The following is a 13,324-nucleotide window of genomic DNA, read 5'->3' as shown; positions in this document are numbered from 1 at the left end:
CTGCGCGCGCCCCGTCGTGGGCCGCCCCTGAGGGAGCGCGGCGACCACCTGAATCTTCCCACCGAACGAACGGAACATCCTCTTGGCCTCAACCGCTGACATCAGAAACGGCGTCGTCCTCAGCATCGACGGGCAGCTCTGGAGCGTGATCGAGTTCCAGCACGTCAAGCCGGGCAAGGGCGGCGCGTTCGTCCGCACGAAGCTCAAGAACGTCACGACGGGGAAGACCGTCGACCGTACGTACAACGCGGGCGCCAAGATCGAGATCACCAACGTGGACCGCCGCGACTACCAGTACCTGTACCAGGACGGCGCGGACTTCGTCTTCATGGACACGTCCGACTACGACCAGATCACGATTCCGGGCGCTGTCGTCGGCGATGCCGCCAACTTCATGCTCGAGAACCAGAACGTCACGGTCGCGCTCCACGAGGGATCGCCGCTGTACGTCGAGCTCCCGGCCTCCGTCGTGCTCGAGATCACGTACACCGAGCCGGGCCTGCAGGGCGACCGCTCCACGGGCGGCACGAAGCCGGCGACCGTCGAGACCGGCTACCAGATCCAGGTCCCGCTGTTCCTCGAGACCGGCACCAAGGTCAAGGTCGACACCCGCACGGGCGACTACCTCGGCCGCGTCAACTAGATGAGCGCTCGGACGAAGGCGCGCAAGCGCGCGCTCGACGTGCTGTACAGCGCCGACCTGCGGCAGACGCCGCTCCGTCAGGCGCTCGCGACCGAGGCGGAACGCGCAGCGACGCAGCCGTCGCGTGAGGCCTCCTGGCTCTACGCCCGCGAGATCCTCGACGGTGTCATCGAACACCAGGACGAGATCGACGAGCAGATCGAGACGTACGCCCAGGGGTGGACGCTCACGCGCATGCCCGCCGTCGACCGCGCCATCCTGCGCATCGGCGTCTGGGAGGTGCTGTTCAACGACGAGGTGCCGGAGGGCGTCGCGATCTCCGAGGCGGTCGAGGCCGCGACGGTGCTCTCGACCGACGACTCCGCTGGTTTCGTGAACGGGCTGCTCGCCAAGATCGCGCAGAGCAGGACCGCGTGAGCGGGCGGCTCCGCCGGGCCGCGGCTGCGCTCGTCCTGGCCATCGGCGTGGTGACCGGCGTGGCGGCGTGTTCGCTGCTGGGCGGAGCATCGAATGTCCCCGTGGCGACGGATGCGCCACCGAAAGGGACGGACGGCGCCGTGGACTTCGACGGGGGCTTCATCACTGTCGGCGACGGCGCGAAGAAGGTCGACATCTGGTTCGACGCGATGTGCCCGGTGTGCGGTGCGTTCGAGCAGACGAACGGTGCGACCCTCGCGGGAGCGGTGGACGACGGATCGATCACTCTGCGACTGCACCCGCTCACCTTCCTCGACGCCGCCTCCAATGGCACGGGGTACTCGACGCGCGCGGCCGCTGCCCTGACCTGCGTTGCTGTGACGGATGAGAACGCTGTTCTGCCGTTCTATCAGGCGCTGTTCACGGACCAGCCTGAGGAGAACTCCTCCGGCCTCACCGACAAGGAACTCGCGAAGCGTGCGGCCGATGCGGGTGCCGGCGACATCTCCTCCTGCCTGTCCGACAGCGGCCCGTACCAGGCGTGGGCGCAGGCCAACACGGCAAACTCGCAGAAGGGCCCGATCGAGGTCGATGGCAAGAAGGCCCTCGACACGATCAAGGGCACGCCGACCGTGCTCGTCAACGGCAAGCAGTATCCCGGCGGCGTGACCGACAAGAAGGCGTTCACGGCGTTCCTCGCCGACAACTGACTTGTGAGAGCGCGAGCGGGGGAGGGCGTGCTGGTAGGGTGGGAACAAGGTAGACATCCTTTAATAGCCGTCCTGTGAGGCGGGGAAGGAGGTCGGCATGACAGCGCGAACCGTGCTGCAGCAGGCTGACATAGCCCGGGCGTTGACTCGGATCTCCCACGAGATCCTGGAGTCCAACCGGGGAACGGACGACCTGGTGATCCTCGGGATCCCGACCCGCGGCGTCGTGCTCGCGCGGCGGATCGCCGAGAACATCCAGCGCATCGAACCGGCGGCGGTCGCGTCGCCGACCGAGATCGTCGGCGCACTCGACGTGACCATGTACCGGGACGACCTGTCGCGGCATCCCACCCGCACCCCGCAACCAACTTCTCTGCCGGGCCCGATCGACGGCAAGACGGTCGTGCTGGTCGATGACGTGCTCTTCTCGGGCCGCACCATCCGGGCCGCGCTCGACGCCCTCAGCGACCTCGGCCGTCCGCGCGCCGTCCGCCTCGCGGTGCTGGTCGACCGAGGCCACCGTGAGCTACCCATCCGGGCGGACTTCGTGGGCAAGAACCTGCCGTCGGCGGCGTCCGAGCGCATCTTCGTCCGGCTGAACGAGGTCGATGGCGAGGAGTCGGTGACCATCGACGAGCCCGGGGCCGCCGACGACGAGGCGACCGGGGGTGAGACCGCATGAGGCACCTGCTCTCGACCCGCGACCTCCCGCGCGACGAGGCCATCCGTCTGCTCGACGTCGCCGAGGACATGGCGGACGTGCAGGGGCGCGAGGTCAAGAAGCTCCCGACGCTGCGCGGCAAGACGGTGGTGAACCTGTTCTTCGAGGATTCGACCCGCACCCGCATCTCGTTCGAGGCGGCCGCCAAGCGCCTCTCGGCCGACGTCATCAACTTCTCCGCCAAGGGCTCCAGCGTCTCCAAGGGCGAGAGCCTGAAGGACACGGCCCAGACCCTGCAAGCGATGGGCGCGGACGCGGTGGTCATCCGTCATGGCTCGTCCGGCGCCCCGCACACCCTCGCGGCGAGTGGATGGATCGACGCGGGCATCCTCAACGCCGGCGACGGCACCCACGAGCACCCGACGCAGGCGCTGCTGGACGCGTTCACGATGCGTCGTCGCCTCCATGGCACGGCCTCCCGCGGCAGAGACCTCGACGGGGTCGGTGTCGCGATCGTCGGCGACATCCTGCACTCCCGGGTGGCCCGCTCCAATGTCTGGCTGCTGCGCACCCTGGGCGCGCACGTCACACTGGTCGCGCCTCCGACGCTGCTGCCGGTGGATGTGTCCGGCTGGCCTGTCGAGGTCGGCTACGACCTCGACGACGCGATCGCCGCCGGGCCGGACGTCGTGATGATGCTGCGCATCCAGGCGGAGCGGATGAACGCAGCGTTCTTCCCGACCACGCGCGAATATGCGCGCCGCTGGGGGCTCGACGAGGAACGGCTGGGGCGGCTTCGGGCCGATAGCATTGTGATGCACCCTGGACCGATGAACCGCGGGCTGGAGATCTCGGCCGCGGCCGCGGACTCCCCGCGCTCGACGGTCCGGGAGCAGGTCGCGAACGGCGTCTCCGTGCGGATGGCGGCCCTGTACCTGCTGCTGTCGGGTAGCGGTCCCGAGCAGGTGTACGGCCAGGTGGTGTGAGGTGAGTGTGGACAGATTCCTGATCGGCGGCGCGACGCTCGCCGACGGCTCCCGAGCCGACCTGCTGGTCGACGGCGGCCGGATCGCCGAAGTGGGCTCGGGCCTGAGTGCCGCCGGCGCGACGGTGATCGACGCGGACGGGCTGCTCGCGCTTCCCGGCCTTGTCGACCTCCACACGCACCTGAGGGAGCCCGGCTTCGAGCAGAGCGAGACGGTCCTGACCGGAACGCGGGCCGCCGCGGCGGGTGGATTCACGGCGGTGTTCGCCATGGCGAACACCTCGCCGGTGGCCGACACCGCCGGAGTGGTCGAGCAGGTGCTGAGCCTGGGGGAGGCCGCCGGTTACGCGACCGTCCGCCCGATCGGCGCCGTCACCGTCGGCCTCGAAGGCGAGCGGCTGGCCGAGCTGGGCGCGATGGCGCAGTCCCGTGCCCGCGTCCGCGTCTTCTCGGATGACGGCAAGTGCGTCTCCGATCCGCTGCTCATGCGTCGCGCGCTGGAGTATGTGAAGGCGTTCGACGGCGTGATCGCCCAGCACGCGCAGGAGCCGAGGCTGACGCAGGGCGCGCAGATGAACGAGGGCGCGCTCTCCGGCGAGCTCGGACTGACCGGATGGCCGGCCGTCGCCGAGGAGTCGATCATCGCCAGGGATGTACTCCTCGCCGAGCATGTCGGCTCGCGCCTGCACGTCTGCCACGTCTCGACCGCCGGCAGTGTCGATGTGATCCGGTGGGCGAAGGCCCGCGGCATCGACGTCACCGCCGAAGTCACGCCGCATCACTTGGCTCTCACCGAAGAGCTGGCGACCGGCTACGACGCGCGCTACAAGGTCAACCCGCCGCTGCGCAGCCGCGAAGACGTGGAGGCGCTCCGTGCCGGACTCGCGGACGGCACGATCGACATCGTCGCGACCGACCACGCGCCGCATCCCGTGGAGTCGAAGGACTGCGAGTGGGACGCCGCCGCGTTCGGTATGGTCGGGCTCGAGTCGGCACTGTCCGTCGTGCACGCGAGTGTCGTGGAGAACGGGATGCTCGGCTGGGCGGATGTCGCCCGCGTGCTTTCGGCGACCCCGGCCCGCATCGGTCGCCTGGACGGCCATGGCGGTCCGTTGGCGGCGGGTGCTCCCGCGAATCTCTTCCTCTACGACCCGACCGCGTCCCGCACGTTCGCGACGACGGACCTCGCCGGGAAGGGCGTGAACTCGCCGTACCTGGGGCTGACCCTGCCGGGCCGCGTCATCGCGACCTTCCACCAGGGCCGGCCGACCGTCCTCGACGGCGCCGTGCTTGCGGCCGAGGAGGTGGGCGCGCGTGGATAAGCTGCTCCCCACCCTGGGCATCCTGGCGATCGTCATCGTCGTGCTCGCCCTCGCGATCGTCGGCTGGCGCCGTCGCGTTCAGCGCGACAGGGCGTCCGGCGGCGGCTACTCCACCCCCGGAACGCTGAGCGCGCCGACCGCCGAGGCGGAGGTGCTCTACGTCGCCACGACGAAGGCCGGTCAGCATCTGGAGCGCCTCGCGCTGCCGGGTCTCGCCTATCGCGGTTCGGCCACCGTGACCGTCCGGCCGGAGGGCGTCGCCCTCGCGGTGACCGGCGAGCCGCCGGTGTTCGTGCCGGCGGCGGTCGTATCCAGCATCGGCACGGCCAGCGTCGCGATCGACCGTGCGGTCGAGCGCGACGGCCTGCTCCGACTGGGGTGGACCACCAGCGGCGGCACGGCCGCCGACAGCTACTTCCGGGTCGTCGACCCGGCCGGCCGCGCGCAGCTCGCCGCGGCCATCGAACAGATCGTCCCGCGGGCGGATGCCCCGGATGAGGCGGGCCCGTCCCGCCCGAACGACAAGGAGGTGTGACGTGCTCGCAGCAGAACCAGCCGTGCTCGTCCTCGAAGACGGAAAACGGTACGTCGGCCGGGCCTACGGCGCGCGCGGACGCACCCTCGGTGAGGCCGTCTTCGCGACCGGCATGACCGGCTACCAGGAGACCCTGACCGACCCGTCGTACGCGGGGCAGATCGTCCTGCAGACGGCGCCGCACATCGGCAACACCGGCACGAACGACGAGGACATGGAGTCGCGACAGATCTGGGTCGCCGGCTACGTGGTCCGCGAGCCCAGCCGCGTCGTGTCCAACTTCCGCGCGCAGCGCAGCCTCGACGACGACCTCGTGTCTCAGGGCGTTGTCGGGATCAGCGGCATCGATACGCGCGCCGTGACCCGTCACATCCGGTCCGCGGGTGCGATGCGCTCGGGGATCTTCTCAGGCGACGACTTCGACCTGAGCGACAGCGAGCAGCTGGAGCTGGTGCAGACCGGCGCGAAGATGACGGGCCGCAACCTGTCGGCCGAGGTGTCCACGGTCGAGCCGTACACGGTCCCGGCCGTCGGCGAGAAGGTCGGCTCCGTCGCGGTCCTCGACCTCGGCGTGAAGAAGTCGACTCTCGAGAACCTGGCCGGGCGCGGCCTCGACGTGCACGTGCTCCCGCAGCAGGTGTCCGCGCAGGATGTGCTCGGGCTGAATGTCTCGGCGCTGTTCTTCTCGAACGGCCCCGGTGACCCGCAGGCCTCCGACAAGCACGTCGCGCTGCTGCAGGAGACGCTGCGGGCCGGTCTGCCGTACTTCGGCATCTGCTTCGGCAACCAGCTGCTCGGCCGCGCTCTGGGCCTCGACACCTACAAGCTGCCGTTCGGTCACCGCGGGATCAACCAGCCGGTGCTCGACAAGCGCACCGGCCGGGTGGAGATCACCGCGCAGAACCACGGCTTCGCGGTGAAGGCGCCGATCGACACGACGTTCGACTCGCCGGCCGGTTTCGGCCGCGTCGAGGTGAGCCACTTCTCGCTCAACGACGACGTCGTCGAGGGGCTGAACTGCCTCGACCTGAACGCATTCAGCGTGCAGTACCACCCCGAGGCAGCGGCCGGCCCGCACGACGCCAACTACCTCTTCGACCGGTTCCTGGACATGATCAGGGAACAGCACGCGGGGCAGTCCGCCCCTGAGAGCCAGGAGAACGCCTGATGCCCAAACGCGACGACATCAACTCCGTCCTCGTCATCGGCTCCGGGCCGATCGTCATCGGCCAGGCGGTCGAGTTCGACTACTCCGGCACCCAGGCCTGCCGCGTGCTGAAGGCGGAGGGCGTGCGCGTCATCCTCGTCAACTCGAACCCGGCGACGATCATGACCGACCCCGACTTCGCCGACGCGACTTATGTCGAGCCGATCACGTGGCAGGTCATCGAGACGATCATCGCCAAGGAGAAGCCGGACGCCATTCTGCCGACCCTGGGCGGCCAGACCGCGCTCAACGCGGCCATGCAGTTGCACGAGCACGGCATCCTCGAGAAGTACGGTGTCGAGCTGATCGGCGCCAAGTTCGAGGCCATCCAGAAGGGTGAGGACCGCCAGATCTTCAAAGAGCTGGTCATCGAGGCCGGCGCCGAGGTGGCGCGCTCCCACATCGCGCACACGGTGGATGAGGCCCTCGAGTTCGCCGAAGACCTCGGCTACCCGCTCGTCGTCCGGCCGTCGTTCACCATGGGCGGCCTCGGATCGGGCTTCGCTTACACGCCGGAGCAGCTGCGCCGGATCGTCGGCGACGGTATCCACCAGAGCCCGACCAGCGAGGTGCTCCTGGAGGAGTCCATCCTCGGCTGGAAGGAGTACGAGCTCGAGCTCATGCGCGACACGGCCGACAACACGGTCGTCGTCTGCTCGATCGAGAACGTCGACCCGGTCGGTGTGCACACGGGCGACTCGATCACGGTCGCTCCGGCCCTGACGCTGACCGACCGCGAGTACCAGCGGATGCGCGACATCGGCATCGACATCATCCGTGCCGTCGGCGTCGACACCGGCGGCTGCAACATCCAGTTCGCGGTGAACCCGGAGAACGGCCGGATCATCGTCATCGAGATGAACCCGCGTGTCTCCCGCTCGTCGGCGCTCGCCTCGAAGGCGACCGGCTTCCCGATCGCCAAGATCGCGGCGAAGCTGGCCATCGGCTACCGCCTGGACGAGATCCCGAACGACATCACCAAGGTGACTCCGGCGAGCTTCGAGCCGACGCTCGACTACATCGTCGTGAAGGTGCCGCGGTTCGCGTTCGAGAAGTTCCCGGCCGCCGACCCGACCCTGACGACGACCATGAAGTCCGTCGGCGAGGCGATGGCGATCGGCCGTTCGTTCACCAGCGCACTGCAGAAGGCGCTGCGCTCGCTCGAGAAGCGCGGATCGTCGTTCCACTGGGGCGCTCAGGCACGCACCGTGGATGAGCTGCTCGCCTCCATCTCGACGCCGACCGACGGCCGTATCGTCGACGTGCAGCAGGCGCTCCGCCTGGGCGCGACGGCGGAGCAGGTATTCGAAGCGACCAAGATCGATCCCTGGTTCATCGACCAGATCGTCCTCATCAACGAGGTGGCCGAACAGCTCCGGGATGCGCCGACGCTCGACACCGAGACGTTGCGCTTCGCCAAGGACCACGGCTTCTCCGACGCCCAGATCGGCGAGCTGCGCGGATTCGGGGAGGCGGACGTGCGCGAGGTGCGCCACATCCTCGGTGTGCGCCCGGTCTACAAGACGGTCGACACGTGCGCGGGCGAGTTCCCGGCGCTCACGCCGTACCACTACTCCAGCTACGACCTGGAGACCGAGGTGGAGCCGAGCGACAAGCGCAAGGTCGTCATCCTGGGCTCCGGGCCGAACCGCATCGGGCAAGGTGTCGAGTTCGACTACTCGTGCGTGCACGCGTCGTTCGCGCTGCACGACGCCGGGTTCGAGACGATCATGATCAACTGCAACCCGGAGACCGTGTCGACGGACTACGACACCAGCGACCGGCTCTACTTCGAGCCGCTGACGCTGGAGGACGTGCTGGAGGTCATCCACGCGGAATCGCAGTCCGGCGAACTGGTCGGCGTGGTCGTGCAGCTCGGCGGCCAGACCGCACTCGGGCTCGCCAAGGGATTGGAGGCCGCGGGCGTCCCGATCCTCGGCACGACCCCGGAGGCGATCGACCTGGCGGAGGAGCGTGGGCTGTTCTCGGGCATCCTCGACGCCGCCGGCCTGGTGGCCCCCCGCAACGGCACCGCCGTCGACTACCCGTCGGCCGCCCACGCTGCCGAGCAGATCGGCTACCCGGTGCTGGTGCGCCCGAGCTTCGTCCTCGGCGGTCGCGGGATGGAGATCGTGTACGACACCGCCTCCCTCGCCGACTATTTCGAGCGCGTGGCCGGTCAGGGGATCGTCGGCCCGTCGCATCCACTGCTGGTGGACCGGTTCCTCGACGACGCGATCGAGATCGACGTCGACGCGCTGTACGACGGCGAGCGGCTCTACATCGGCGGCGTGATGGAGCACATCGAGGAGGCGGGCGTCCACTCCGGCGACTCGTCGTGCACCCTCCCGCCGATCACGCTCGGCCGTCGTGAGATCGATCGCGTGCGCGAGGCGACACTCAAGATCGCCGAGGGGATCGGCGTGCGCGGCCTGCTGAACGTGCAGTTCGCGGTCGCCGCGGGTGTGCTCTACGTCCTGGAGGCGAACCCGCGCGCGTCGCGGACCGTGCCGTTCGTGTCCAAGGCGCTCGGCATCCCACTGGCGAAGGCGGCGTCGCGGATCATGGTCGGCGAGACCATCGAGAGCCTGATCGCCGAGGGGCTGCTGCCCGACGAGGACGGCTCGCGCATCCCGATGGACTCACCGGTCGCCGTGAAGGAGGCCGTGCTGCCGTTCAAGCGGTTCCGCACCGCTGAGGGCACCGTGGTGGACTCGGTGCTCGGCCCGGAGATGCGCTCGACGGGCGAGGTGATGGGCATCGACAAGGACTTCCCGACCGCGTTCGCGAAGAGCCAGTCCGCTGCCTACGGTGGCATGCCGCTGGAAGGGACCGTGTTCGTGTCGGTCTCCGACCGCGACAAGCGCGCCGTCGTGCTGCCGGTGCTCCGCCTCCACCAGCTCGGCTTCGGGATCGTCGCGACTGAGGGCACCGCCGAGGTGCTCAACCGCAACGGCATCGCGGCCCGCATCGTGCGTAAGCACAGCGAAGCCCAGGAGAGCGGCGGCGACTCGATCGTCGACATGATCACGCGGTCGGAGGTGGATGTGGTGATCAACACCCCGAGCGGGGGTTCGTCGCGCGCGGACGGGTACGAGATCCGCGCGGCGGCCGTAGCGGGGGACAAGCCGTTGTTCACGACCATCGCGGAGCTCAGCGCCGCGGTCGCGTCCCTGGACGCGATCCGTGAGGGCTTCGACGTCAAATCACTGCAGGAGTACGCGCTGGACCGGGCCGCCAGAGCATGACGTTCGGCGACCGGCTCGCGCGCGTCTTCGCCGAGGGCGGCCGGCTCTGCGTCGGTATCGACCCCCACGCCCACCTCCTGGAGGCGTGGGGGCTGCCCGCCTCGGCCGACGGCTTGCGCTCCTTCGGGCTGACCGTGGTGGAGGCCGTGGCCGTCCGTGCCGGGATCGTCAAGCCGCAGGTCGCCTTCTTCGAACGCTTCGGCGCGGCCGGGTACGCCGCGCTGGAGGAGGTGCTCGCGGCCGCACGCGCGGCCGGTCTGCTGGTGATCGCGGACGCGAAGCGCGGCGACATCGGCACCAGTGTGACGGCGTACGCGGAAGCGTGGCTGACGCCGGGGTCGCCCCTGGAGGCGGACGCGATGACGGCGGCGGCCTATCAGGGCGTCGGTTCGCTCGCCGATGCGATGGAGCTGGCGGAGCGCGCCGGCAAGGGCATCTTCGTGCTGGCCGCGACCTCCAATCCGGAAGCGGCCGCCGTGCAGCAGGCCATCGTGCAGACGGGGCCGCGAGCGGGACAGTCCGTCGCACGTGCGATCATCGAAGACGTGCATTCGTTCAACCAGGAGCAGACGGGGTCTCGCCCGTTCGGGTCGATCGGGCTGGTGCTCGGCGCGACCGTCGAGCTGGCCGACTACGGGATCGACGTGACGACAGCGGGGGAGCGGATGCCCGGACTGCCGGTGCTCGCGCCCGGCTTCGGGCACCAGGGCGCGCGGGTGGAGGACGCCTCGCGCCTGTTCGGCTCGCTGGCGGGCGGCGTCATCGTGAGCGAGTCCCGTGGGCTGCTCAGTGCGGGCCCGCGCGGTCTCGGGGATGCCGTGGCGCGTCGTGCCGAGGAGGTGCGCGCCGCGCATGTCTGATGCTTCCAAGTCCCTGCGTTCCGAAGCTCGCGCCGAGTCCAATCGCCCCGCAGCCAGTCGCCCCGCGCCTCCCGACGTCGACCGTCAGGCCGCATCGCAGGCCGCCGTCGCCGCACGCCGGGCGCGTGCCGCCGTGAAGGCGTCCATCGCCTCGCGCGAGGTCTCGCCCCTGACCGTCCTCGACCACGCCACCGCCGATCCCGACGGTGTGGAGGGACGGCTGCGCGTGACCGAGTTCCTGCTCAGCGTCCCGGCCATCGGGGCGACGAAGATGCAGGATGCGCTCGACCGGCTCTCCATCTCTCCCGCGAAGCGGCTCGGCGGCCTCGGCCGTCACCAGCGGCTGCGCCTGCGCCAGTTCCTGATCGAGCGGGAGAACCGCAGCGCCCGCCAGCGCAACCGCCTCGTCGTGCTCGCGGGACCGACCGCGGTCGGCAAAGGCACGGTGTCCACGTACATCCGCGAGAACTACCCGGACGTGCTGTTGTCGGTCTCTGCGACCACTCGCAAGCCGCGGCCCGGCGAGGTCGACGGCGTCAACTACTACTTCGTCGACGACGCCGAGTTCGACCGGATGATCGTCGAGGGCGAACTGCTGGAGCACGCCACCGTCCACAACGCCTACCGTTACGGCACGCCGCGCGCGCCCATCGAGAAGGCGCTGGCCGCCGGCCGCAGCGTCCTGCTCGAGATCGACCTGCAGGGCGCGCGTCAGGTGCGGGCGTCGATGCCGGAGGCGCGGCTCATCTTCCTGCTCCCGCCGACGTGGGAGGAACTGGTCCGGCGGCTGATCGGCCGCGGCACGGAAGAGGCGGCGGAGCAGCAGCGCAGACTCGAGACAGCGAAGGTCGAATTGGCCGCTCAGGACGAGTTCGACTACAAGGTCGTCAACCACGACGTCGCAGAGGCGGCGCGCGAGGTCGTAGACTTGATGAAGGTCCGCGCGGCGCCGTCGCGTCCGTGAGCCTTCTCTCCGCGCCCTCACCGGCGCGCCCACCGTCCCCGGTCGCGTGAAGCGGCCGTTGATCGGGGCACCGCGCCCGATCGCCCAGAGCAAGGAGCAGCCCGCATGGCAACCAACAACAAAGGCATCATCGACCCGCCCATCGACGAGCTCCTGTCGCGCGTCGAGTCGAAGTACGCGCTCGTGATCTTCGCCTCCAAGCGGGCCCGCCAGATCAACGACTACTACGCCGACCTGCACGAGGGCAGCCTGTTCGACAACGTCGGCCCGCTGGTCGACTCCTCCGTCGACGACAAGCCGCTCTCGGTCGCGCTGCACGAGATCAACGAGGACAAGCTCGTCGTGAAGCCGATCGCCGCCGAGTAGGCAGCATCCCGATCACGCAGCAGTAGAGCCGCAGACGACCGCAGCCGGGCAGCGCCCCGGCCGAGGAGAGGTGCCGCCGTTGAGCCCACGATTGACCATCGTCGTCGGAGTGACCGGCGGCATCGCTGCGTATAAGGCCGTTGGGGTCATCCGGGCGCTGGTCCTCGAGGGTCACTCGGTGCACGTGGTCGCCACCGAGGCCGCCCTCCGATTCGTGGGGCGGCCGACGCTGGAGGCGATCAGCCGCAACCCGGTGGCGACGGACCTCTACGAGGGCGTCGCCGAGGTGCGGCACGTGGCGATCGGTCAGTCCGCCGACCTGATCGTGATCGCGCCGGCGACCGCCAACACGATCGCCAAGCTCGCCGCCGGCATCGCCGACGATCTGCTCGGCAACACGGTCCTCGCCTCCACGGCACCGCTGGTCATCGCACCGGCCATGCACACCGAGATGTGGCGCAACGCGGCGACCGTGGCGAACATCGCGACCCTCCGCAGCCGCGGCGTGACCGTCATCGGCCCTGCCAGCGGCCAGCTGACCGGCGCAGACTCCGGTCCCGGGCGGATGGAGGAGCCCGAGGTCATCGTTCGTGCGGCCTTGCGTGCCGCCGGGGCGTCGCCGCGCGCGGTCGAGGCTCCAGCGCCCCGCGCGCTGCCCGCCGAATCCGGAGCCGCCGCCAACGACGTGGTCGTGCTCTCCGAGCGGCGCCGTGCCAACGAGGCCGCGCGCCGTCCTCGGGGCGGCATCGACCTGGTCGGCAAGCGCGTGGTCGTGACGGCAGGAGGCACGCGCGAGCCGCTCGATCCGGTGCGGTTCCTGGGGAACCGCTCCAGCGGCCGCCAGGGCGTCGCCATCGCCAGCGCCGCGCAGGCCCGGGGGGCCGACGTCGTGCTGGTCGCCGCCCACCTTGAGGTGGAGCCGCCGGAAGGCGTTGAGGTCATCGAAGTGCAGACCGCGCTGGAGCTCCAGGAGGCGGTCGAGGAGGCCGCTCGTGCGGCAGACATCGTGGTGATGACCGCGGCCGTCGCCGACTACCGGCCCGCCGAGACGCGCGACGCGAAGATCAAGAAGTCCGAGCAGGGCGACACCTTGACCCTCGAGCTGGTCGCCAATCCCGACATCCTCGCCGGCCTCGCCGCCCGCAAGCGCGACGGGCAGGTCGTCGTCGGCTTCGCCGCCGAGACCGAACCGGACCCCCAGGCGCTCATCGAGCTGGGCCGCGCCAAGCTGCAGAAGAAGGGCAGCGACTTCCTGGTCCTGAATCAGGTCGGCTGGTCGCAGGGCTTCGCAACGGAGAGCAATGAGGTCGTGGTCCTGCGAAAGGGCGGCGATATAGTGATGGAGGCCTCGGGCAGCAAGCTGTCGGTGGCCGACCGTATCCTCGACGTCATCGCATAACAGACGC

At 69.8% G+C, this 13,324-nt stretch carries 13 protein-coding genes; all 13 read left to right on the top strand.

Going from position 1 to position 13,324, the window contains the following annotated elements:
- Positions 1-82: 82 nt before the first annotated feature.
- The 13 genes from efp to AB4Y74_RS09210 all read left to right on the top strand — a co-directional run bounded on the left by efp (position 83) and on the right by AB4Y74_RS09210 (position 13,317).
- On the top strand, positions 83-643 hold the full coding sequence (efp, locus tag AB4Y74_RS09270) for an elongation factor P (protein WP_441798801.1): 561 nt from the start codon (positions 83-85) through the stop codon (positions 641-643).
- Entirely contained in the window at positions 644-1,060 is a 417-nt protein-coding gene (nusB, locus tag AB4Y74_RS09265) for a transcription antitermination factor NusB (RefSeq protein WP_441798800.1), read from the top strand. It begins immediately after the preceding gene.
- Entirely contained in the window at positions 1,057-1,770 is a 714-nt protein-coding gene (locus AB4Y74_RS09260; RefSeq protein WP_441798799.1) for a DsbA family protein, read from the top strand. The genes nusB and AB4Y74_RS09260 overlap by 4 nt, the downstream gene beginning before the upstream one ends.
- A gap of 97 nt (positions 1,771-1,867) precedes the next feature.
- Entirely contained in the window at positions 1,868-2,452 is a 585-nt protein-coding gene (gene pyrR, locus AB4Y74_RS09255; protein WP_441798798.1) for a bifunctional pyr operon transcriptional regulator/uracil phosphoribosyltransferase PyrR, read from the top strand.
- Positions 2,449-3,417, top strand: coding sequence for an aspartate carbamoyltransferase catalytic subunit (locus AB4Y74_RS09250; RefSeq protein WP_441798797.1), 969 nt, complete (start codon positions 2,449-2,451; stop codon positions 3,415-3,417). The genes pyrR and AB4Y74_RS09250 overlap by 4 nt, the downstream gene beginning before the upstream one ends.
- Before the next feature lies 1 nt (position 3,418).
- Positions 3,419-4,738 carry a dihydroorotase gene (locus AB4Y74_RS09245; RefSeq protein WP_441798796.1) on the top strand — a complete coding sequence of 440 codons (1,320 nt, stop codon included), beginning with the start codon at positions 3,419-3,421 and terminating at the stop codon, positions 4,736-4,738.
- Positions 4,731-5,273 (top strand): PH-like domain-containing protein, encoded by a 543-nt coding sequence (locus tag AB4Y74_RS09240; protein WP_441798795.1) that lies wholly within the window; start codon positions 4,731-4,733, stop codon positions 5,271-5,273. The genes AB4Y74_RS09245 and AB4Y74_RS09240 overlap by 8 nt, the downstream gene beginning before the upstream one ends.
- Positions 5,233-6,441: a glutamine-hydrolyzing carbamoyl-phosphate synthase small subunit gene (carA, locus tag AB4Y74_RS09235; protein ID WP_441798794.1), complete on the top strand. Its 1,209-nt coding sequence runs from the start codon at positions 5,233-5,235 to the stop codon at positions 6,439-6,441. Before AB4Y74_RS09240 ends, carA begins: the two co-directional genes overlap by 41 nt.
- The gene (gene carB / locus AB4Y74_RS09230; protein WP_441798793.1) at positions 6,441-9,728 is read left to right on the top strand and encodes a carbamoyl-phosphate synthase large subunit; all 3,288 of its coding nucleotides are present in this window, start codon (positions 6,441-6,443) and stop codon (positions 9,726-9,728) included. The genes carA and carB overlap by 1 nt, the downstream gene beginning before the upstream one ends.
- Positions 9,725-10,588 carry an orotidine-5'-phosphate decarboxylase gene (pyrF, locus tag AB4Y74_RS09225; RefSeq protein ID WP_441798792.1) on the top strand — a complete coding sequence of 288 codons (864 nt, stop codon included), beginning with the start codon at positions 9,725-9,727 and terminating at the stop codon, positions 10,586-10,588. The genes carB and pyrF overlap by 4 nt, the downstream gene beginning before the upstream one ends.
- Positions 10,581-11,552 (top strand): guanylate kinase, encoded by a 972-nt coding sequence (gene gmk / locus AB4Y74_RS09220; RefSeq protein WP_441798791.1) that lies wholly within the window; start codon positions 10,581-10,583, stop codon positions 11,550-11,552. Before pyrF ends, gmk begins: the two co-directional genes overlap by 8 nt.
- Positions 11,553-11,657: 105 nt before the next feature.
- Positions 11,658-11,918 (top strand): DNA-directed RNA polymerase subunit omega, encoded by a 261-nt coding sequence (gene rpoZ, locus AB4Y74_RS09215; RefSeq protein WP_431221387.1) that lies wholly within the window; start codon positions 11,658-11,660, stop codon positions 11,916-11,918.
- A gap of 91 nt (positions 11,919-12,009) precedes the next feature.
- Positions 12,010-13,317 carry a bifunctional phosphopantothenoylcysteine decarboxylase/phosphopantothenate synthase gene (locus tag AB4Y74_RS09210; RefSeq protein WP_441800425.1) on the top strand — a complete coding sequence of 436 codons (1,308 nt, stop codon included), beginning with the start codon at positions 12,010-12,012 and terminating at the stop codon, positions 13,315-13,317.
- The last annotated feature ends 7 nt before the right edge of the window (positions 13,318-13,324 follow it).

It is taken from the genome of Leifsonia sp. RAF41, assembly GCF_052114085.1.
GTDB lineage: Bacteria > Actinomycetota > Actinomycetes > Actinomycetales > Microbacteriaceae > Leifsonia.
The sequence above is the reverse complement of the archived record's forward strand: the minus strand, read 5'-3'. Positions and strand labels throughout refer to the sequence as shown.

Excerpts from the sequence above, each read along its gene's own strand:
- nusB (WP_441798800.1), top strand. The coding sequence starts at position 644 with ATGAGCGCTCGGACGAAGGCGCGCAAGCGCGCGCTCGACGTGCTGTAC.
- pyrR (WP_441798798.1), top strand. The coding sequence starts at position 1,868 with ATGACAGCGCGAACCGTGCTGCAGCAGGCTGACATAGCCCGGGCGTTG.
- AB4Y74_RS09250 (WP_441798797.1), top strand. The coding sequence starts at position 2,449 with ATGAGGCACCTGCTCTCGACCCGCGACCTCCCGCGCGACGAGGCCATC.
- carA (WP_441798794.1), top strand. The coding sequence starts at position 5,233 with ATGAGGCGGGCCCGTCCCGCCCGAACGACAAGGAGGTGTGACGTGCTC.
- carB (WP_441798793.1), top strand. The coding sequence starts at position 6,441 with ATGCCCAAACGCGACGACATCAACTCCGTCCTCGTCATCGGCTCCGGG.
- pyrF (WP_441798792.1), top strand. The coding sequence starts at position 9,725 with ATGACGTTCGGCGACCGGCTCGCGCGCGTCTTCGCCGAGGGCGGCCGG.
- gmk (WP_441798791.1), top strand. The coding sequence starts at position 10,581 with ATGTCTGATGCTTCCAAGTCCCTGCGTTCCGAAGCTCGCGCCGAGTCC.
- rpoZ (WP_431221387.1), top strand. The coding sequence starts at position 11,658 with ATGGCAACCAACAACAAAGGCATCATCGACCCGCCCATCGACGAGCTC.